The sequence below is a fragment of the Shewanella sp. 5S214 genome (assembly GCF_041439795.1).
In the GTDB taxonomy this organism is placed as follows: Bacteria; Pseudomonadota; Gammaproteobacteria; order Enterobacterales; family Shewanellaceae; genus Shewanella; species Shewanella vesiculosa.
The window spans coordinates 7,802-27,387 of sequence record NZ_JBGOOV010000042.1; the positions used below are offsets into that span (position 1 = coordinate 7,802).

Genomic DNA, 19,586 nt, shown 5'->3' on the forward strand with positions numbered 1-19,586 from the left:
CCTTATTATAATGGTCAATTATCAGGTGTTAGCTAAGAGGTTAGAGATGGGAAGTAGACGATCAATGATTATCTTAACGCTTTATTATAATGGTCAATTATCAGGCGTTAACTAAGTGGTTAAAGATGGGCAGTAGACGATCAATGATTATCTTAAAGCCTTATTATAATGGTCAATTATCAGGTGTTAGCTAAGAGGTTAGAGATGGGAAGTGCATCAATGATCATGTGGAGTGTTCTATTTGGCGCTATTGGTATGGGTTATTTTGTTTTTGGTAAACGCCAACGTGCGATTGTCCCCTTGTGTATTGGCATCGCGTTAATTGTGTTTCCTTATTTTGTTGCCAGTGTCACTAGCTTACTGATTATAGGCGTTGTTTTAGTTGCGATACCCTACTTTATCCGGCTTTAGTCGTGAGTATATGCCACGATTTAGCATCAGAGTTAAATCTGACCATTGCTACACCAGTGGCTTTTTATGCTCCAAAGAAAGTGGCTCCAAATAAAGGTTTAGCATTTTTAATGTTTGGTTGAATGGGCTTTAAGATTGTACCCTCATTACAGTCAATCACCTGCAGTGGGCTTATGTGCAGATACTGTTTCGCGCCGTCCATGGCCGCTTGTATGCCTTGGAATATATAGATATACGTGAAAGGCCATGGTCAGAATCGGTGAAGTCAGCTTTGTTGTACTCGTAGTCAGAATCCTTAAACATAATTTCATCAATGCTTTCTTTTTGTATAATATGCTCAAGCATTCTGACTCTTGTTGTATTGTTAGTTACCTAAGAGGGAAAATATCCCCTCAAAAAGACAAACTTAGAATTTACTGATTGCAGCAAGCAAACTTTGATTGAATGTCTTATCAGTAACGACGCCTTCCTCTAAGTCAAAATTATCAAAAAAGCTTGGTAATGATATAGCGGCTATTACTGTTGCTGCAAAGTAGGGCGCTGATGCTTGCGCTGCGGCTAAGACACTTTGCGCTCCTCCAGGACCTGGCGAGGTGGACAGCATAAGAATCGGTTTATTTTGAAAGACTTTCATGTCTATTCGAGATGTCCAATCGAACAGGTTTTTATAGGCTGATGTATATGAGCCATTGTATTCAGCGAATGACATCACGATAGTATCTGCTGCGCCAATCGCGTTATAAAAATCGTGTGCTAATTGCGGAATACCAAATTCAGTTTCTCTGTCTACGCTGTATATGGGCATTTCAAAGTCATGAATGTCGATTAGCGATATATCTGCGTTGTTGATTTGCTGTGCGGCATAAAAAGCCAATTTTTTGTTAATAGAGTTTTTGCTGTTGCTTGTGCCGAAGGTCAGTACTTTCATTTTAATTCCCTGTGATCAATATTATTTCAAGTGTGCAGTATAGATTGCTTTTTAAGGGTGGCGCGCCTATCAGCGCGAGGGCTAAAGTAACACCGCCATTAGTAAGTAAAAGTCACTGTATCCCAGCTTGGTGATGTATAGTGGTCAAGTGAAGTTAGCCACTATTTGTAGGTAATTCAATTACTTTTTCATATTAAAGGTTATTCGAAATCATTCTGACTTATAAAATAACTAACACACTTCTATCCCTAAACGAGTTATAAAGTGCTCACACTGTATTGCCAGCGACGATGAACCAATATGTCTAGGCCGTAAACATATTCAAACGTTATTCCGTCATCGATCAATCTTGAGATAATTTGTATCTACTGTTGAGACTTCACTATTATCCATTTCATTCGTTTCTGATGTGAGTCATCAGGTTGCTGATATTTGTTCAAGCATTTGTGCCGATAGTGATAAAAAATGCCAGTCAGTTAACTGACTGGCATTTTTACATTGTGACGGATGCGTGTTGTAACTAAGACAACTTATTGCAGATCTTTACTTAAATTACCAAATACGAACGCGTTGCTCTTCAGGTAAGTACAACTCGTCACCGGGTTTAACATCAAAGGCTTTGTACCAAGCATCGTGGTTACGTGGGGCGAGGGCGCGGTAACGACCTGGTGCATGAGTGCCAGCACGAAGTTGGCTTAACATGCTTTGCTCGGTGCGTTTTTCTTTCCACACTTGAGCCCAAGCTAAAAAGAAGCGTTGATCGCCAGTAACGCCATCAATAACCGGTGCTTCTTTACCTTTTAAGCTCAACTTATAAGCGTGGTACGCCATTGATAAGCCACCAACGTCGCCGATGTTTTCACCTAAACTGTTACGTCCGTTGACAAAGTTTTCTGGAATAGGCTCATATTTGCTGTACTGTTCAGCCAGTTTATCGGCTTTAGCATCAAAGGCGGCACGATCTTTGTCGGTCCACCAATTACGCTGAATACCATTGGCATCTGATTTAGAGCCTTGATCATCAAATCCATGACCCATTTCGTGACCAATGACCGCACCAATACTGCCATAGTTCACCGCGGGATCTGCGTTTGGATCAAAAAATGGCGGTTGTAATATAGCCGCAGGGAACACAATCTCATTAAACGAGCTGTTGTAATAGGCATTGACTGTTTGCGGGGTCATGCCCCAACGATTACGATCGGTTTTTTCCAGTTCTTCAGCTACGCTGTCGGCTTGGAAGTATTTGCGCAGATTTTTAATATCACCGACTAAATCATTTTTAGTCAGGGTTAAACCATCAAATTCTTGCCATGAATCTGGATAACCAATTTTAGGGTTAAATGCCGCTAATTTAGCATGGGCATTCACTTTAGTTTCATCGCCCATCCACTCTAAACCATCAATACGCTGTCCAAGTGCTGTGCGTAAGTTTTCAACTAATTCGGCCATTTGTTGCTTAGACGACTCAGGAAAGTAACGTGATACATACACTTTACCGATTGCAAAGCCCAATGATTGAGTGCCTGACATTTCTTCTACCGCGCGTTTCCAACGTGGACGAGGTTGTTCTTGGCCTGTTAACTCTTTGCCATAAAAAGCAAAGTTAGTATTGAAAATATCTTCTGATAATAATCCGGCATTATTACTGACCGTGTGGTAGGTCAGATAGTCCTGCCATACATTTAATGGCTGTTGATTTATCAAGTCAATGATAGCCTTAACCGGTTCAGGTTCAGATATATTGAGTTGAGGGACTTGATAGCCTGTTTGTGCAAAATATAAATCCCAGTTAAATCCAGGATATTGCTGAGCAAGATCTGTGCGCTTAAGTTGGTTTAAGGTTAAATCGCGATTACGACGTTTCTCTCTAGGCCATTGTGCTTGTGCTATTTTAGTTTCAAGTGCAAGAATCGCCGCGGCACGTTTTTCACCGTCTTTTATCCCCGCAAAAGCCAGCATTGCAGCGATATGCTCAACATAAGCTTTACGAATATTCACAAAGCGATCACTTTCTTCTAGGTAATATGAACGGTCTGGTAAACCCAAGCCACCAGCGCCAATGGTCATTTCATATTGATTAGGGTCTAAACGGTTAAACCACATTCCACCCCAAATAGGTGATGATGTACCTGTAAGCCAGGCTTCGCCGAATATTTTTGTTAAGTCTTGAGTCGAGTTGATTGCCGCTATTTGATCTAAGGTGCCTTTAATTGGTGTGATACCCAACTTATTAATGGTTTCGGTATCCATATAGGCATGATAAAAATCAGCAATTAATTGTTCTTCTGCATTTAAATCACTGCGGCCAGCAATATCATCAATAATTGCTTTGACTTGATCTTCACTGCGCTCAGCTAAGGCATTAAATGCGCCGTAACGGGTTTTGTCTGCTGGCATGACAAAGTTGTCGTACCAATGACCACTGGCATACATAAAGAAGTCATCGCCAGGTTTAACCGCTTCATTACGCGCTGTTAAGTCAATACCAAAAGTACCTAATTCAGCTTTAGCGGGAGCAGGGGAAGTGACGGCTGCAACCTGAGTATTCGTTGTATCAGATACACCACAACCTGCTAATAGTGCAGTGGTTAATCCAATCGCAATTAAGGATCTATTCATTGTTATCGTATTCCTTAGCCAATGTGTTGACAGAGTTATTTGCTTCGTCATCTTGAAAGAATGACACAAAATGTCAACATTTGAATTGTTAGCAAATTTTAGCAACTAGGTTATTAATAAGACATTTCAGCGATGAATCTTCCTTGTTAACTATGGTCTTTACCACTTATCTCGCGATAATTTTACACCGTAAAAATAGTATAATTTGAATAAACTCCATGTGTGGAGTATTATTGGTCGTGGTAATAAGTCGTCTTTATATCGCTGTATAAATCTCTGAGGGGCTGGATATGTCTGCAATTGAGCAAGCTGTGTTACAGCAAAATCCTGAAAAAACTGCCCAAGTCGCGCTGAAGATGTTTTTTAATATCATGGATGCTTGGCATGTAAGAGCAAAAGATCAAATTGTGCTGTTAGGTAGGCCGGCCGAGTCGACATTTTATAATTGGAAAAAAGGTAAAGTGTCGTCATTGTCGCCAGATACCTTGGAGCGTATTTCATACGTTTTAGGCATTTATAAAGCCCTTGGGAGTTTATTTCCGACAAGAGATCAAGCCGATGCTTGGCCTCAAAAAGTCAATCAAGCCTTTAATAATCAAACAGCTTTGGAGTATATGCTAAAAGGTAGCATGATAAATTTGAGTGATATGCGGAGATACCTTGATGCACAAAGAGGTTAATACCATTGAGCCTAACGCTGATAAGCTGTACAGATTAGTGCCCAGCCATTTTCCGCCTATCGACTTATTTGAACAGGTCGCCAACCCTGATGAGCTTGAGATAGTTTTTGCTATTGAATCACTCACCAACGACCGCTTACGTGAAGAAGCAGGCGACTTGGCCCTGGTGCCAGTAGAACAACGTATTTCTGGTATTGGAACCTCGCCAATAATGGCGGCATTTACCCATATTGGTACGCCATCACGCTTTACCGATGGTTGTCAATTTGGAGTGTATTATGCGGCTAAAACGTTACATACTGCCTTTGCTGAAACCATTTACCACCGAGAAGTGTTTTTACGCGCAACTAATGAGCCCGATACCGAACTCACTATGCGTTGCTATATTAATCAAGTCGCGTTGGCACTGCATGATATTAGATCCCAACAATTTGATGACTTACACGCAGATGACTACGCGATAGCACAGCAATTTGCTAAAGCGTTGCGTGCCCGTGACAGTAACGGTTTGGTATATCGTAGTGTAAGAGACTGTGGTGGTGAATGTATTGCGGCATTCAAACCTAAAGCCGTCACAATCCCACAGCAAGGTGGGCATTACAAATACATCTGGAGTAGTAAAAAGCAAAAGATTGAGCACATATTAGAAGTCAATTTGATTAAGTAGCCGCAGCCTTTTAACTGTTCTCATTTTCAGATAAACAAATGTAAAATGGGGAACATCTAATTCTACAACTCGTTCAATACCTAAATCTTTTACACGTTAGGCGCTCAAGCCGCTATCTAGAATCAACTTCACTATTCTATAAATTGCATTATCTCTTATGCTTAAACTTTCCGGTTAATCTGGCAGTTGTTGCAGTGACTTATCGATTTGCTCAGATAACTGAGCCAATAAATGGCTGTATGCACTAACCATGTCTGGCGCCGTTGCTCCTGCTTTGGTGACAGCAGTGAAGTGTTGCTGGGTGATATGTCGGTTTACTTGGTTATCGATAAGATCCCAATAAACATTTAGTCTGACATTGTTACTGTCTCTGCTTAAGCTCATAAGCTTTATTTTGACACTGTACTGCGGGCTATTTTCTGCTCCCCAGGGGAATAACACTAACTTACGACTATGATCGCTTTGGTTGAGATTAATACTCACAACACGGCCGATACCTTGATCTAATGGCTCAGCCCAGTAGCTGTTGGCCATTCTTTGTAGGCTGCCATCTTCAAGCGGATATACCATTTGAGTAAAGTTTAGGTACTCGGGTATTTCAATAGGGCCAATGCCAATATCGTATTCGAGTGATGTACTGCCGGGCTCTATCTGCAAGGATGGTGCGGTTAACACAAAGTACTGTTTTGGCGGTGAGCTTTGGCAGCCGCTGATCAGGCTAAGTGCCAATAAACTCATACTCCAATATAGTGATCTCATCCAAGATAGCCTCATAACATTATTCTCCTTGCTTACCACGTATAATCGCCTCGGGTTGCTCATCTAAGGTTTCACTTAAACTACGTAACGCCCGAGCTGTGCGGCTAATCTCTGCCAATGTATTGGTTAATTCAATCACGAGTGGGGAGTTTTGATCTAAAGAATTACCTGCTTGATTCGCCAACTGATCAATACTGACTAATGTTTTGTGCAGTGCCGCTAAACTGAGGTTGAGAGACTCAACCATTTGCGGTTCATCTTTATTCAACTGCATTAGTAAACTATCTAGTTTAGCCAGTACTTCGGCACTCTTGGTGCCTAATGTCGCCTGAGTTGTATCGATATGCGCAGCGGTGTTTCTAACGGCTGTTGCAGCGCGATCAAAATTATCCAGCGCTTGCTGTATTTTGCCACTGGCGGCAATGTCGCTAAGTTGCTGAGCCAATTTATCCACATTGGTGATGACGTTTTTCAAGTTCAATGATTGCAGATCTTTAAACAAGGATTCGAAATCAGTCGCTATGGTTGGTAGCTCCAATAATGAATCTTTGTCATCATGAAAATGTGCGGATGTGTTGGGATAAAAATCTAACTCAACATAGAGTTGTCCGGTTAATAAACTCAGATAATTCAGCTGAGCACGTAAGCCATTCTCTATCGCGTGGGAGAAAAACTCTTCTCCCACTTGTATGCCTTTAAGGTTAATGCGTTTCAACAGTAAATCGGCGTGAACTGAGGCCGTGACACCTTGGCTACTGTCGTTGGGGAAATCAATACTAATATCGCTTATTTCACCAATGATTACGCCTTTTAACTTCACTGGCGCACCGACTTGAAGCCCTTGTACTGAGTTATTGAAATACATGACCACAGGCGCTTTTTCGGCAAATATTCGCCCACCAGAAAAAAATAGCAGGGCAATAAACACTAAAAGAATCGCGCCAAAGATAAAGGCCCCAATAGCAAGAGGAAGTCGCTGGCTTTTACTCATGATGCCTCCACTTTATCAGCCCTATTGAGAAATTGTCGCACTCGAGCTTGGCTACTGTTAAGTTTTAATTCTCTCGGATCGCCACAATCAAGCATGGTATTGGTTTGATTATCGAGAAACACACAGCGGGTGCCGATTGACAATATACTGGGTAGCTCGTGCGATACGATAATCACGGTCGAGTCCAGTGCTTGGCAAATTTGCACAATTAGGTGATCTAAGCGCATAGAGCTAATGGGATCTAAGCCTGCTGAAGGCTCATCAAAAAATAACAATTGTGGATCCAGTGCAATCGCGCGTGCCAAGCCTGCACGCTTATGCATACCGCCACTTAATTCGGCAGGGTAAAATTTTTCAAATCCAGCTAAGCCGACTAAAGCAAGCTTATATGCCACAGCCTCTGCTATTTGCCGCTCCGAAAGGTCGGTATACAGTTGTAACGGTAAAGCCACATTTTCGGCAAGCGACATACTGGAAAACAACGCGCCAGTTTGAAACGTGATCCCCCAGTCTTTGAGCATGGCCACTTGCGCTGGTTCATCAGCGTCATAAAAGTTCTTACCTTGATAAAGTACTTCTCCCTTAAGTGGGGTTAACAATCCTACCATTGATTTAAGTAAGGTTGTTTTGCCGCAACCGCTTCCGCCAATGACAAAAAAGATATCATTTTTGTTAATCTCGAAGTTCAGTTGTTTTTGTACCTCGGTCGTACCATAACCGACACTAAGATTGCGTACACTGATGAAGGCATCATCCACCATAATTAGATCCCTAACTTATCGTATAAGATATTGAGCGCGGCATCGGAAACCACCAGAAACACAATGGCTTTAACTACAGCACTGGTCGTGGCTAAACCAACGGCATTAGAATCTCGCCCGCATTTAAGCCCGGCCTGACAACCTGCAATCGCAATCAAAAAACCAAAAATAAGGCTTTTTATCAACCCGGTGGATATGTCTACCCAATCAATGGCAACCTGAGTTTGTAAAATATATTGGGTGTAACTCACGCCCATGCCATTGGCAACTACTGCACCGCCGATCATGCCTATCACGTCAGAGTAAATGCACATTAACGGCATAATGAAAATCAATGCCAACAAGCGAGGTAACACCAGAAACTCCATGGTGGAAATACCCATGACTCGCAGCGCATCAATCTCTTCATTGACCTGCATGGTGCCTAATTGAGCGGCATACGCGGCTCCCGTTCTGCCAGCCATAATGACGCCTGTCATCAAGGCGCCCATTTCGCGTACCATTCCAATCGCCACTAGGTTAGCGACATACACCTGAGCACCTAACTGACGCAGCTGCACTGAACCTAAATAGGCTAAAATCATTCCCACTAGCAGACTAATCAAAGTGACAATCGCCAGTCCTTTAGGCCCTGCTTGTTCAATAAAAAATACGATATCACTGCGCCGAGTACTGGCTTTACCTCTTAACCAACGCCCTAATGCCAACGTGCTTTCCCCGACAAACACTAAGCCATCGTGCACCTGTAAGCCTTGTACAATCATGCCTTTACGAAGCGTGACCCACATGCCACCAATGACACCATCATTCGCCGTTTGATACACAGGCACATCGGTAGCTAGCTGCAGTAATTGTTGTAATCCTTGTGGGGTATCTTGAATATTGAGGGCTATTTTTTGTTGTTCACACCAGCGGGATAATTGTAATAAGGCAATGGCAAGGCTTGAATCCCACTGAGATAATTCAGTCGTCACTAATCTGACAGTATGGCAAGTTGCGGGAAGGGCGGCACAAATATCGGCACCTAGTGGTGCTTGGCCTAATTGCCAATCACCTGCAAGACTCAGGTCGCAGTTGTCATCGTGCATGTCGATATCAAATGTGGCGAGTGTCATACTAGACCCCAAAAAAAGTAGCAATCAAGTGTATATTTGCATCAAGTTCATTGTTGTACTGATCACAAGTGTAGACCAATCGCTCAGATTGTATTTTGACCTTGAACAAATAAACTCATTAACTATTAAACTGATAACGCTATCTAGCTGGCTAATAACAACCTTCAATGGCTAAATATGCCGCTTGCATATCGCGATTTAACATAAATAAACTTGCACAGACAAAATTTAGCGCTACTATGTACCCTATAAATGGTACTGTGTTTTTATACAGTATTCGGCATAACTGTACGAGGTTAGCGTATGCGCTTTATTCCCATTGTCGCCAGTGCTGGCATTACCGGTTTTGAAAGCCCTGCTGCTGAGTATCTTCAATTAGGCCTCAGTCTTGATGAGATGTTAGTGCAACATCCAAGTTCGACTTTTATCGGCTTAGCCCAAGGTGAGTCAATGCAAGGTGTTGGGATATTCGATGGCGACTTACTGATTGTCGATCGTCATGAAACGGCTAAAAGTGGCGACGTGATTGTGGCTAATTTTAATGGTGAATTTGTGTGTAAAATTCTCGATCTGCAACGGCGAATGCTAGTGTCATCTCATGAGCAACATTTACCAGTAACCATTTGCGATTATGATGACTTTAGTATTGAAGGTGTGGTGATCCGCTCAATTCGTTGTCATCGCCAAAGCCCCATGTTTGTTAGCCACCAAGGGTAAGCAACAATGTTTGCCTTAGTTGATGCCAATGCTTTTTATTGCAGTGCTGAACAGGTATTTCGCCCTGATTGGCGTGGTAAACCCATCATTGTACTGAGCAATAACGACGGTTGTATTGTGGCTGCTAATCGACAAGCAAAAGAAGCGGGCATACAAAAATTTCTACCCTATTTTCAAGTTAAAGCGCTATGTGCCGAGCGTAATGTGATTGTGTGTTCATCTAACTATGAGCTCTATGCCGATTTATCAGCAAAAATGATGGCGATAATAGGCCGCTTTGCGCCCGATCAGCATGTGTACTCCATCGATGAATGTTTCCTGTCGTTTAAACACAGTTACCCCGCGATTAAATGTCTGCATACCCATGGTCAGTTAATCCGTCGTACGGTTTGGAAAGAAGCGCGTTTACCCGTCTGTGTCGGTATGGGCGACACCTTGACCTTAGCCAAGATAGCCAATCATGCCGCTAAAAAAATTCCAGGATACCAAGGTGTTTGCGTAATTGAGACATTGCAGCAACGCACTGACATTTTGCGTCAGCTTGCGGTCGGTGATGTATGGGGCATTGGTAGGCGCATAAGTAAAAAACTTGAAGTAATGAATATTCGCAGCGCATATGATCTTGCCTGTATGCCACCGAGCCTTGCGAGAAAACAATTTAGTATTGAAATAGAGCGAACCGTTCGTGAACTGAATGGTCAAGTCTGTAAACAATGGGATGAGGCAAGGGCAGATAAAAAACAAATTTTCTCGACTCGTAGTGTTGGTGAGCGCATCACTGACTATGAATTGCTATTACAGGCATTGAGCAAACATATCGCTATCGCGGCGCTTAAAGCGCGTCAGCAAGGCTCGTATTGCAAAACCATGTTGCTGTTTGCCAGTAATTCCCCCCATGACGAACGGCCCGTGAGTGATAAGGTCATTGTCCATTTCCCTTGCCCGACACATTGCTCTGTTGAACTCACCAAAGCGCTTAGACAAGCTGCACCAAGGTTGTTTCGCGTCGGTGTGCGGTATTACAAAATTGGCGTAGGCCTCGTTGATTTAGCCAGCGAGAAATATTTTCAATTTGATTTATTCAATCCTGCTAAGGTCGATTATGCCCTCATGCATACCCTTGATAGCATCAACCAACGTTATGGCCGCGATACTGTGTTTCTTGCTGCACAAGGAATACAACAAAAGTGGGCAATGCGTCGTGATTTGCTTACTCCTCAATATTCAACTCAATGGAAATGCTTACCCAAGATTAAATGTTAATATTTTTATGAGTTCCATCATTAAGATTGTCATTGAGCAAATAAAATAGAAATCACTGATTCGATTATTGATATTGATATTGATATTGAGCTAAGCGTGGCACCGGTCACAAAATATCAACGCTAATTAGCATATGCCATTAATCGGCGTATATATAGCATATGCCAATTACTATTAATCGATAATGGCAAGCATTAATGTCATCAACCATAACCATTTATGCCGTTTAAACCAAAAGGTATATCGTTGATAAAATTGAATATTATACAGTGAGGACAGCCCCAATGATTACAGCCATACCCATGAAAGCGGAAAATATTTCCAACCATTTTAGCAAAGCCGATGAGGTACTGTTTATTAATGACCAAGCTCAAGTAGTCGGGCGTTTTACCAACCCAGCTTTACTCGATGGATGTGAGGGCAAGCAGCAATTAGTCAGTTTGATACTGGCACAAGGCGCGAATCGGGTGATCATACGTAATATTGGCCAGCAGTTATTGTCTAAGCTACTAAACCAGAATTTGAGTGTATTTCATGCAAAAAACGGCCGTACAGAGTTACAGCATTTTGCGGCTGCTGTTTTATCCGACTGTGAACAATATACCCAGGTAAGTCAGGGGCGTCCGTCAGTGAAACATATTGCTAAGCAAGCTAATGGCGGTTGTTGCGATCATGATCATGCTGATGGAGAAGCGGGCTGTCACAGTGGACCTGAGGCGAAACGTTGCTGTGAAACTAAAGCAGGCGCAGAAAGCGCCATGATGAAACCTTGTTGTAATAAAAAGCACTCACTCATGCACCAACATTAGTGAATGCGCAGGTCGAAGTGATGTGCTTACAGCGCTGTTAGTTTTAAATCATAGCGCTGTAATTTACGATATAAGGTACGAACACTGATATTAAGCTTAATGGCTAATTCTGCTGGAGACCCTTGAAATTGCTCACAGACCTGAAAAAGATACCTATACTCAACGTCATCTAATGACATGATCGTGGTTGCCGTTTTTAGGGAATTGTTTTCTTCGGTCGACAGGTGATTAGGTTGAACAATTTCAGGTAAATCACTGCTGTGGATCATATCTTCGTTGGCTATTAATGCTGATTGCTCAATAATGTTTTTCAATTCACGAATATTACCTGGATAGGCATAACGACTGAGTAAGGTTAACGCATTAGCTGAAAACTTTTTATGCTTGTATTCAGAATATTTAATAAAGTGATTAACGAGCGTTGGAATATCATCATGGCGTTCACGTAACGAGGGTAAGTAAATCGGAAATCCTGCAATGCGATAATACAAATCACGTCTGAATTCTCCTTTTTCAACTAAATCGAGTAAATTTTTATGGCTGGCGCTGACTAATCTAAAATCAGAACGTTTTTGTTTTAATCCCCCAACGGCGCGATAGCATTGAGTTTCAAGTAATCTGAGTAACTTGACTTGCATATTCATTGGTACGTCGCCAATTTCATCAAAAAACACCGTCCCACCATGGGCGATTTCAATCAGACCTTTTTTGCTGGTGGTCGCCCCGGTAAAGGCACCTTTTTCATAGCCAAATAATTCACTTTCGAATAGATTCTCACTCAGTCCGGTACATTCAATCACCACAAATGGCTTATCACTTCTACTGCTGGCCTGATGTACAGCTTTGGCGACCAGCTCTTTACCAGCGCCTGTTTCACCTTGCAATAGTACTGCAATGTTGGATTGAGAGGCGCGATTTATCCGATTGAGCATTTCCTTAAACGGCGCGGATTGACCGACCATAGTGCCTTTTTTAGATTCGATCGATGCATAATCAATAGCATCTAGAATCTCTAGAAACCCTAAGATTTGGCCATCATTATCTTTAATCGGTTTCATTAAAATATCGCAATATGACTTGCCATGAGCAGTGCTATGGATATGCATCGCATTGGCTGCTCTAGTCGTACTCAGGCATTGCTGTAAAGGGCAATCTTCGCCGTGTTTGTCACAAGGTTCGTTACTGTGATGGGAAATCTGATGACACTTACTTTGACCCAATATCACTTTGGTCTCATATGTTTCTGCATAGGCTTCATTGACCGCATGTATGACATAGTCTGGGGTAATAAATATTGCCGGTTTATCAATCGCGTTTATCATCGATTGGACTACGGTAGTGTTATCCATTTATTGCTCTCGCTTGTCTATATATGCATCAGTTAATTCTAATATGTCATTATAGGTGCCATAATTGTCACGTCAATGCCATATTTGTCACTTGGTAACCTTTCATTTACATTACCTAAACATTGGTTGGTTTTAGGTAACTGATTTCATTGCCTTAAAATTTAAGATGTGATCTGGCACAAGCTTTGTATAGCTCTAATATACATGTCTGATGGCCGTATTGAGTTCAAAGACACTGTAAATGGGGAGAACATTCAATGGCTAAAATTGTTGTGATAGGTGCCGGTACTGGTGGCATGCCAGCCGCATACGAAATAAAAGAGATTTTGGGTAAGGACCATCAAGTTTTAATGGTTAACGAACATGATACATTTCGTTTTACCCCTTCTAATCCTTGGATTGCCGTTGGGTGGCGAGAACCTAAAGCCATTACGTTCCAGATAGAAAAACACTTAGCAGATAAAAAAATAGAATTTAAATGTGCCAGAGTGACTAAAATTGATACTGAAAAAAATCAACTCATAACTGTTGATGAAGACATTATTGACTATGACTATTTGGTTATCGCAACCGGTCCTAAACTGGCATTTAACACTATACCTGGAGCAGGCCCTGAACACTTTACTCAATCTATTTGCACACTTGAACATGCAGTAGAGTGCAAAGTTGATGTCGATAAACTGTTAGCTAATCCGGGTCCAGTGATCGTGGGGGCATTTCAAGGTGCAAGCTGCTTTGGGCCTGCTTATGAATACGTGTTTATTTTAGACAAGGTGTTACGTGATGCCGGCATTCGAAGCAAAGTGCCAATTCATTTTGTCACTAGCGAGCCTTATGTTGGGCATTTAGGTTTAGGTGGCGTTGGTGATTCAAAATCAATGCTCGAGTCTGAGTTACGCCAAAGAGATATAAAATGGATATGCAATGCCACGGTTGACTCTGTAGAGGAGGGCGTGATGCATATTTCAGAGCTTGATAGAAAGGGGAATGTTGATTTTTCTCACTCATTGCCATTTCAACATTCAATGTTAATCCCCCCATTTGCTGGTATTGATGCTGTCGCGAATGTTGAAGGACTATGTAACCCTAAAGGCTTTGTTATTACCGATGAACATCAACGTTCACCAACATTTAGTAATATTTTTGCGGGTGGCGTTTGTGTGGCAATCCCGCCAGCAGAAATAACGCCAGTCCCAACCGGAATGCCAAAAACAGGTTACATGATTGAGTCGATGATGACTGCAATCGCTCACAATTTGCATAGCATTATTATTGAAAACAGCCCGCCTAAAAGTAAAGGCACTTGGAATGCAATTTGTATTGCTGATATGGGTGACACAGGTGCAGTATTTGTGGCAATGCCTCAAATAGCACCGCGTAACGTCTCTTGGTTTAAAAAAGGGAAATGGGCACATTTTGCCAAAATTGGTTTTGAAAAATACTTTCTACGAAAAATGAAGACTGGTAGCAGTGAACCATTATACGAAAAATATGCGTTGAAACTCATGGGGATCACGCGCCTAGAAGCAGAGGATGATGATAATGACATTAGCAAAGAATTGTAATCAACACGTGGCAGGATCTGGCAAATTAGCCGCTTTACTAATACTCGCGAGTATGACCAGTGTTAGCCAAGCAGCATCATTAACCGAACAACAAATGCTTGAGCAAGAGGCTAATGAGCGTATTGCCGAATTTAGCCAAACATTAAAAGGTCAGTTACAGGCAGCCATAAAGCAAGGTGGATTGCCCAATGCTGTGTCTGTGTGTAAGTCGGTAGCGCCTGCCATTACTGCACAGAATTCGAAACAAGGCTGGACGCTCGCTCGAACCAGTTTGCGGGTGCGTAATTCAGACAATACGCCAGATGCATGGGAGTTAGCACAATTACAAAAGTTTGAAGCCATTCAGTCTTCAGGACAGCAATCCGTTGATAAACCGATAGTGGCCAGCGAGTATATTGTTAATGGCGATAATACTGAGTTTCGTTATATGAAAGCCATTCCAACTCAAGAGTTATGCTTAGGTTGTCATGGCAGTAATATTAACCCTGAACTGAGTGCATTGATTAATAAAACCTATCCTGATGATAAAGCAATTAACTTTGCCCTTGGTGATATTAGAGGTGCATTTTCATTGCAAAAAGTCATCAGTGATCCAGTATCGCCGATGACAGCCAAACCCTAATAAAGACGTAAATAATGACGTAATAAGGCTTAATAAACGTTAAGTCTTATTACGCAAAACCTAAATCATAGTGAGTTGATTCGTTCGCAATTTATTGCGACATAATTCGCAGTAAAAGATGATGATTTGACTTAACATTATACTGTAATAATCAAACTTCCTCAGTCAACGATAAATGATGTTGCGAATGTGACCGATATTCATATGAGGTTTTATCTAACAAATGCCCAAGGGATTTTGTTGGGAGTAATGTGTCATGAGCAAAATCCGCATCGATCCTTTTTATCATCACGTTAGCCATACGATTACTTATGTGGTGACGGATCTTGCTACACGTCAAAGTGCCATAATCGATCCTGTTTTAGACTTTGATATCGCCTCTGGAACCATAAGTACCCATTTTGCCGATATGCTGATTGAGCATATCGATAAACATGGATATGAAATTGAATGGATTTTAGAAACGCATGCCCATGATGATCATATTTCAGCGGCATGCTATATCAAGAAAAATCGAGGAGGGATAACGGGAATTGGCGAGAATATCACCAAAATCCAGCACACGTTTAAGCGATTACTTAATCTTGATGAAAGCTTTCAGTGTAATGGTGAGCAGTTTGACCAACTGTTTGTCGATGAAGAATTGATTAAATTCGGTCATTTAAATATTCACGTAATGCACACTCCGGGCCATACACCAGCTTGTGTTAGCTATCTTATTGAAGACACAGTGTTTGTCGGTGATACCTTATCGACACCTGAGTTAGGGACTGCGAGTACTGAATTCCCAGATAGCTGTGCAACCACCTTATACCATTCAATTCAACGGATATTAGCATTGCCAAATTGTACCCGTGTATTTGTAGGACATTATCCACCTACAGAAAAAAACGCGGAGAATCAATTAGAAACATCGGTTATTGCGCAAAAAAGGAATAACCGCGTTGTAGGGGGTAAAGTCACTCTTACTGAGTTTGTTCAGTTACATCAACAACGTCATATAAATGCTGATGCTCCAGCTTTGCTACTACCCGCAATCCAAATCAATATTCGTGCAGGCAATATTTCACCCATAGAAGGTGAAGATAACTATTATATTAAAATACCGCTAAATCAATTGTGATCACATCACGAAAATAATCATCTTACCAATTAGTGGTCAAATAAACGGCCTCCAGCTAATGGCAGTGAAAGATATCAGCCATTAGCCAGAGCATATCTAGCTTACTGTGATTTAAACCTTATACGGCACTAATGGAAATCCATCTTGTTGCCATTGCACCATACCACCTGCCACAGATAGTGGTTTTTTAAAGCCCATATTTTGTAATGAATCGGCAGCAAGTGCGGAGCGACCACCAGTACGGCAAATCAGAAATATCTCTTTTTCTGCTAATTCATTTAATGCTAAAACCCATTCGCAATGGTGACTGACCAAAGGATGCTCGTGTATTTTCATCTCTAATACACCACGAGGGAAATTTACTGCACCTTCGATATGGCCTAATAAAAATTCTTCGTGTTCACGGACATCGATAATAACCACATCAGGGTTAAGCATTGCCGTGAGTAAATCATGGGTACTCACTTCGATAATGTTAGCTTTGATTTCACTTATGTATTCTTGAGCAGTTTTCATGTGTACCTCGTGATATTAAATAATAGATTTAGTTAGGATAAATAGCGCCATTAAGACTAAAAACACGGCAAATATTTTCTGTAATATTGCTTTAGGTAAATATTGGCTTATCCATTGACCTGCAATACTGCCGACAAACCCGCCAGCAATCATGATCCCAATAACCGACCAGTCAAACTCAAGCCCTTTATCTGAAAGCAATGAGTAGTATTTTATAAAGCCAACGAATGAATTCATGGTAATAATCAGTAAGCTGGTGCCAATCGCGAGTCCAATATCAATACCACCGAGGATCACCAAAGCCGGCACAATTAAAAAGCCGCCACCAACACCAACAAAACCAGTCACAACACCGACCCCTAAGCCTTGTAAGAGGATTTTGGTCACATCCAGCGTGCCTGCTTTACATCGACTTGATTGATTACGCCACATCATGACGGCACCCATAAGCATTAAAATGACAAACACAGTCAGTTGAATGTCACTGGTCACAAAAGTGCTAGTCCAAGCACCTAAGTAAGTCCCCGACATGCCAGGTAAACCAAATAAGAACACATGACGCCAAGAAACCTTTTTATGCTTAATGAAACGCATACTGCTGATTAAACTGATTACACCAACGATACATAATGATGAAGCTATGGCTAATTGTGGTTGCATACCAATAAGATATAACAACACTGGAACCGTAATAATTGAGCCTCCAGAGCCCAATACACTCAGCACTAAACCAATCAATAATGCGCCAATAATTGCTTGTATCATTTTGATGACTCTTAGGTTTAAAGAAGGTTAATCGGGATTTTTAAATAGACTGTGCCATTGTCTTCAGCATCAGGCATTTTTCCTGCACGAATGTTGACTTGAATCGATGGCAATATCAGCCTTGGCATGGCTAACGTGGCGTCTCGTTTTTGTCGCAAAGCAACAAAATCGGCTTTTGACATGGTGTCGTTAACATGAATATTGTGTTGTTTTTGTTGACTGATTTGAGTTTTAAATTGGTGGTCACGGCCTTCAGTAGGGTAGTCATGGCACACATAAATGTCGGTCGAGTCTGGCAAACTAAATAATGTCTGGATTGAGTCATATAAGGTATTGGCATCGCCACCAGGGAAATCGCATCGCGCAGTCCCCACATCAGGCATAAAGATAGTGTCACCTACAAAAGCGGCTTGTTCGTTAATGATGTAGGCTAAATCGGCAGGTGTGTGCCCTGGAGTATGCATAATGCGTATGGTCATATCACCGACTTGTAGCCGATCACCATGTTTAAATAGTCGATCAAATTGACTGCCATTCGGCAAAAAACTCGCCTCAAGATTAAATATGCTTTTAAAAGTATCTTGAACTTCGGTGATATGCTCGCCAATGCCTATTTTGCCACCGACTTTGTCACATATAAAACTGGCAGCAGATAGATGGTCTGCATGGGCATGGGTTTCTAATATCCATTTCACCGTCAAGTTTTGACGTTCAATCCAATGTAAAACTCGTTTGGCACTTCGAGTATCAGTACGACCTGACTTGTAATCAAAATCTAAAACAGGGTCAATAATAACGGCATATGAAGTGGCATTATCGGCAACGACATAAGTGAACGTTTCACTGTCATCATCTAAAAACTCATGGACACTAAAAGTAGAGTTCATTATAAAGTTCCTATATTAATCCTATGTAAAAGATGCACAGGAACTTAGATCCCTGTGCCGGCAAAATTAAAGCGATTTTTTGCTGAAATACCAATCAGTGTATTCATAACCTTGGCTTAAACGGGCTTTGGCTTCAGCAGTAGTGGCTGGTGGGGGGACAATAACGTCATCACCAGGCTGCCAGTTTTCTGGAGTCGCTACGCCATTGGCGTCGCTGGTTTGCAATGCTTTGACTAAACGAACAAATTCGCTAATAGAACGGCCGTTGCTCATTGGGTAATAGACCATGGCACGTAATATACCTTCAGGATCGATAATGAAAGTTGCACGCACAGCGGCGGTATCACTCGCGCCAGGTTGGATCATGCCGTAGGCTTTAGCCACTGCCATTGATAAATCGGAGATAATAGGGAAGGTAATTTCAACACCAAAGTTTTCTTCAATATTACGTACCCAAGCAATATGAGAGTGAATACTGTCGATAGATAGACCCAATAATTCGGTATTAATCTCAGCAAACTCTGCAGCGTGTTGTGCAAATCCCATAAACTCAGTAGTACATACAGGGGTGAAATCTGCTGGATGCGAGAATAACACCAACCACTTGCCTTTATAGTCAGTGAGAGAACGCATACCATGAGTCGTCTTGGTATTAAATGCAGGTGCTGGTCGGTTTAATTGTGGAAAAGAAACAATAGAATCAGTCATGTTATTACTCCAGTAGTGGTTAACTTAAAACCTGTCTAATCTGTAAAATAGATTGCAAACATGCTTAGTAATAGCAATTGGCAAGCCAAGTTAGCTTGGTGCGAGGTCTTATTGGAATATTATTTATAAGATATTGAAAAATAGCACTTTAATATCAGTTAACTTTATAAGGCTTGATATCGGTGTTATCTAATAGCGACTATCGTCTCGCTATGCTTTGTCATAAATGACACCAGCGACAATAATGGTGACAAATATGGCATAGAGAGGTCAGTTATTGATGGTAATAAACCCAGAACCCAATCCACGAGATCAGAAACACTGCTGC

At 41.6% G+C, this 19,586-nt stretch carries 20 protein-coding genes; 9 read left to right on the forward strand and 11 right to left on the reverse strand.

Features of this window, described 5'->3' with window-relative positions:
• The first annotated feature begins 204 nt into the window (after window positions 1-204).
• Window positions 205-411, forward strand: coding sequence for a hypothetical protein (locus ACED29_RS19785; protein ID WP_124014922.1), 207 nt, complete (start codon window positions 205-207; stop codon window positions 409-411).
• Window positions 412-817: 406 nt separating this feature from the next.
• Here ACED29_RS19785 and ACED29_RS19790 read toward each other — a convergent pair whose 3' ends face one another.
• Both ACED29_RS19790 and ACED29_RS19795 read right to left on the reverse strand, forming a co-directional pair.
• Window positions 818-1,339 (reverse strand): NADPH-dependent FMN reductase, encoded by a 522-nt coding sequence (locus ACED29_RS19790; protein ID WP_124014921.1) that lies wholly within the window; start codon window positions 1,337-1,339, stop codon window positions 818-820.
• 552 nt (window positions 1,340-1,891) lie between these two features.
• Window positions 1,892-3,961, reverse strand: a complete 2,070-nt coding sequence (locus ACED29_RS19795) for a M13 family metallopeptidase (RefSeq protein WP_371698524.1) — start codon at window positions 3,959-3,961, stop codon at window positions 1,892-1,894.
• Between the two features lie 290 nt (window positions 3,962-4,251).
• Here ACED29_RS19795 and ACED29_RS19800 point away from each other — a divergent pair, with 290 nt between their 5' ends.
• Both ACED29_RS19800 and ACED29_RS19805 read left to right on the forward strand, forming a co-directional pair.
• Entirely contained in the window at window positions 4,252-4,641 is a 390-nt protein-coding gene (locus tag ACED29_RS19800) for an antitoxin Xre-like helix-turn-helix domain-containing protein (protein ID WP_371698526.1), read from the forward strand.
• On the forward strand, window positions 4,625-5,308 hold the full coding sequence (locus tag ACED29_RS19805; RefSeq protein ID WP_371698528.1) for an RES family NAD+ phosphorylase: 684 nt from the start codon (window positions 4,625-4,627) through the stop codon (window positions 5,306-5,308). The genes ACED29_RS19800 and ACED29_RS19805 overlap by 17 nt, the downstream gene beginning before the upstream one ends.
• A 174-nt stretch (window positions 5,309-5,482) precedes the next feature.
• Here the strand turns inward: ACED29_RS19805 and ACED29_RS19810 are convergent, their stop codons facing one another.
• Genes ACED29_RS19810 through ACED29_RS19825 form a run of 4 tightly spaced genes read right to left on the reverse strand, consistent with a single transcriptional unit; the run spans window position 5,483 to window position 8,934 of the window.
• On the reverse strand, window positions 5,483-6,067 hold the full coding sequence (locus ACED29_RS19810; protein WP_371698529.1) for a membrane integrity-associated transporter subunit PqiC: 585 nt from the start codon (window positions 6,065-6,067) through the stop codon (window positions 5,483-5,485).
• A gap of 19 nt (window positions 6,068-6,086) precedes the next feature.
• Window positions 6,087-7,058: an MlaD family protein gene (locus ACED29_RS19815; RefSeq protein WP_371698531.1), complete on the reverse strand. Its 972-nt coding sequence runs from the start codon at window positions 7,056-7,058 to the stop codon at window positions 6,087-6,089.
• Entirely contained in the window at window positions 7,055-7,819 is a 765-nt protein-coding gene (locus ACED29_RS19820) for an ABC transporter ATP-binding protein (RefSeq protein WP_124014915.1), read from the reverse strand. The genes ACED29_RS19815 and ACED29_RS19820 overlap by 4 nt, the downstream gene beginning before the upstream one ends.
• A gap of 2 nt (window positions 7,820-7,821) precedes the next feature.
• Window positions 7,822-8,934 carry an ABC transporter permease gene (locus ACED29_RS19825; protein WP_182722965.1) on the reverse strand — a complete coding sequence of 371 codons (1,113 nt, stop codon included), beginning with the start codon at window positions 8,932-8,934 and terminating at the stop codon, window positions 7,822-7,824.
• A 303-nt stretch (window positions 8,935-9,237) separates the two neighbouring features.
• On the opposite strand from ACED29_RS19825, the gene ACED29_RS19830 reads away from it, so the two are divergent.
• The 3 genes from ACED29_RS19830 (at window position 9,238) to ACED29_RS19840 (ending at window position 11,723) form a co-directional block, all read left to right on the forward strand.
• A complete protein-coding gene (locus tag ACED29_RS19830) occupies window positions 9,238-9,651 on the forward strand; it encodes a LexA family transcriptional regulator (protein WP_124014913.1) in 414 nt (137 codons plus the stop codon).
• A 6-nt stretch (window positions 9,652-9,657) separates the two neighbouring features.
• Window positions 9,658-10,914, forward strand: coding sequence for a Y-family DNA polymerase (locus ACED29_RS19835; RefSeq protein ID WP_182722964.1), 1,257 nt, complete (start codon window positions 9,658-9,660; stop codon window positions 10,912-10,914).
• A 284-nt stretch (window positions 10,915-11,198) separates the two neighbouring features.
• Window positions 11,199-11,723: a NifB/NifX family molybdenum-iron cluster-binding protein gene (locus ACED29_RS19840; RefSeq protein WP_182697398.1), complete on the forward strand. Its 525-nt coding sequence runs from the start codon at window positions 11,199-11,201 to the stop codon at window positions 11,721-11,723.
• 26 nt (window positions 11,724-11,749) lie between these two features.
• Here ACED29_RS19840 and ACED29_RS19845 read toward each other — a convergent pair whose 3' ends face one another.
• Window positions 11,750-13,072, reverse strand: a complete 1,323-nt coding sequence (locus ACED29_RS19845) for a sigma-54-dependent Fis family transcriptional regulator (RefSeq protein ID WP_259395597.1) — start codon at window positions 13,070-13,072, stop codon at window positions 11,750-11,752.
• A 257-nt stretch (window positions 13,073-13,329) separates the two neighbouring features.
• Here ACED29_RS19845 and ACED29_RS19850 point away from each other — a divergent pair, with 257 nt between their 5' ends.
• The 3 genes from ACED29_RS19850 to ACED29_RS19860 all read left to right on the forward strand — a co-directional run bounded on the left by ACED29_RS19850 (window position 13,330) and on the right by ACED29_RS19860 (window position 16,382).
• Window positions 13,330-14,637 (forward strand): NAD(P)/FAD-dependent oxidoreductase, encoded by a 1,308-nt coding sequence (locus ACED29_RS19850; RefSeq protein ID WP_182742281.1) that lies wholly within the window; start codon window positions 13,330-13,332, stop codon window positions 14,635-14,637.
• Entirely contained in the window at window positions 14,615-15,259 is a 645-nt protein-coding gene (locus tag ACED29_RS19855) for a DUF3365 domain-containing protein (RefSeq protein WP_371698534.1), read from the forward strand. The genes ACED29_RS19850 and ACED29_RS19855 overlap by 23 nt, the downstream gene beginning before the upstream one ends.
• A 256-nt stretch (window positions 15,260-15,515) precedes the next feature.
• Window positions 15,516-16,382 carry an MBL fold metallo-hydrolase gene (locus tag ACED29_RS19860; RefSeq protein WP_371698535.1) on the forward strand — a complete coding sequence of 289 codons (867 nt, stop codon included), beginning with the start codon at window positions 15,516-15,518 and terminating at the stop codon, window positions 16,380-16,382.
• 111 nt (window positions 16,383-16,493) lie between these two features.
• On the opposite strand, the gene ACED29_RS19865 is transcribed toward ACED29_RS19860, so the two are convergent.
• From ACED29_RS19865 to ACED29_RS19880, 4 genes are all read right to left on the reverse strand, one after another.
• Window positions 16,494-16,898 carry a rhodanese-like domain-containing protein gene (locus tag ACED29_RS19865; RefSeq protein WP_124014907.1) on the reverse strand — a complete coding sequence of 135 codons (405 nt, stop codon included), beginning with the start codon at window positions 16,896-16,898 and terminating at the stop codon, window positions 16,494-16,496.
• Between the two features lie 15 nt (window positions 16,899-16,913).
• Window positions 16,914-17,663, reverse strand: a complete 750-nt coding sequence (locus ACED29_RS19870) for a sulfite exporter TauE/SafE family protein (protein ID WP_371698537.1) — start codon at window positions 17,661-17,663, stop codon at window positions 16,914-16,916.
• 17 nt (window positions 17,664-17,680) lie between these two features.
• Window positions 17,681-18,550, reverse strand: a complete 870-nt coding sequence (locus ACED29_RS19875) for an MBL fold metallo-hydrolase (RefSeq protein ID WP_182697393.1) — start codon at window positions 18,548-18,550, stop codon at window positions 17,681-17,683.
• A gap of 66 nt (window positions 18,551-18,616) precedes the next feature.
• Window positions 18,617-19,258 carry a peroxiredoxin gene (locus ACED29_RS19880; protein ID WP_273059841.1) on the reverse strand — a complete coding sequence of 214 codons (642 nt, stop codon included), beginning with the start codon at window positions 19,256-19,258 and terminating at the stop codon, window positions 18,617-18,619.
• Window positions 19,259-19,586: the final 328 nt, after the last annotated feature.

Excerpts from the sequence above, each read along its gene's own strand:
- ACED29_RS19785 (WP_124014922.1), top strand. The coding sequence starts at position 205 with ATGGGAAGTGCATCAATGATCATGTGGAGTGTTCTATTTGGCGCTATT.
- ACED29_RS19790 (WP_124014921.1), bottom strand. The coding sequence starts at position 1,339 with ATGAAAGTACTGACCTTCGGCACAAGCAACAGCAAAAACTCTATTAAC.
- ACED29_RS19795 (WP_371698524.1), bottom strand. The coding sequence starts at position 3,961 with ATGAATAGATCCTTAATTGCGATTGGATTAACCACTGCACTATTAGCA.
- ACED29_RS19800 (WP_371698526.1), top strand. The coding sequence starts at position 4,252 with ATGTCTGCAATTGAGCAAGCTGTGTTACAGCAAAATCCTGAAAAAACT.
- ACED29_RS19805 (WP_371698528.1), top strand. The coding sequence starts at position 4,625 with ATGCACAAAGAGGTTAATACCATTGAGCCTAACGCTGATAAGCTGTAC.
- ACED29_RS19810 (WP_371698529.1), bottom strand. The coding sequence starts at position 6,067 with ATGAGATCACTATATTGGAGTATGAGTTTATTGGCACTTAGCCTGATC.
- ACED29_RS19815 (WP_371698531.1), bottom strand. The coding sequence starts at position 7,058 with ATGAGTAAAAGCCAGCGACTTCCTCTTGCTATTGGGGCCTTTATCTTT.
- ACED29_RS19820 (WP_124014915.1), bottom strand. The coding sequence starts at position 7,819 with ATGGTGGATGATGCCTTCATCAGTGTACGCAATCTTAGTGTCGGTTAT.
- ACED29_RS19825 (WP_182722965.1), bottom strand. The coding sequence starts at position 8,934 with ATGACACTCGCCACATTTGATATCGACATGCACGATGACAACTGCGAC.
- ACED29_RS19830 (WP_124014913.1), top strand. The coding sequence starts at position 9,238 with ATGCGCTTTATTCCCATTGTCGCCAGTGCTGGCATTACCGGTTTTGAA.
- ACED29_RS19835 (WP_182722964.1), top strand. The coding sequence starts at position 9,658 with ATGTTTGCCTTAGTTGATGCCAATGCTTTTTATTGCAGTGCTGAACAG.
- ACED29_RS19840 (WP_182697398.1), top strand. The coding sequence starts at position 11,199 with ATGATTACAGCCATACCCATGAAAGCGGAAAATATTTCCAACCATTTT.
- ACED29_RS19845 (WP_259395597.1), bottom strand. The coding sequence starts at position 13,072 with ATGGATAACACTACCGTAGTCCAATCGATGATAAACGCGATTGATAAA.
- ACED29_RS19850 (WP_182742281.1), top strand. The coding sequence starts at position 13,330 with ATGGCTAAAATTGTTGTGATAGGTGCCGGTACTGGTGGCATGCCAGCC.
- ACED29_RS19855 (WP_371698534.1), top strand. The coding sequence starts at position 14,615 with ATGACATTAGCAAAGAATTGTAATCAACACGTGGCAGGATCTGGCAAA.
- ACED29_RS19860 (WP_371698535.1), top strand. The coding sequence starts at position 15,516 with ATGAGCAAAATCCGCATCGATCCTTTTTATCATCACGTTAGCCATACG.
- ACED29_RS19865 (WP_124014907.1), bottom strand. The coding sequence starts at position 16,898 with ATGAAAACTGCTCAAGAATACATAAGTGAAATCAAAGCTAACATTATC.
- ACED29_RS19870 (WP_371698537.1), bottom strand. The coding sequence starts at position 17,663 with ATGATACAAGCAATTATTGGCGCATTATTGATTGGTTTAGTGCTGAGT.
- ACED29_RS19875 (WP_182697393.1), bottom strand. The coding sequence starts at position 18,550 with ATGAACTCTACTTTTAGTGTCCATGAGTTTTTAGATGATGACAGTGAA.
- ACED29_RS19880 (WP_273059841.1), bottom strand. The coding sequence starts at position 19,258 with ATGACTGATTCTATTGTTTCTTTTCCACAATTAAACCGACCAGCACCT.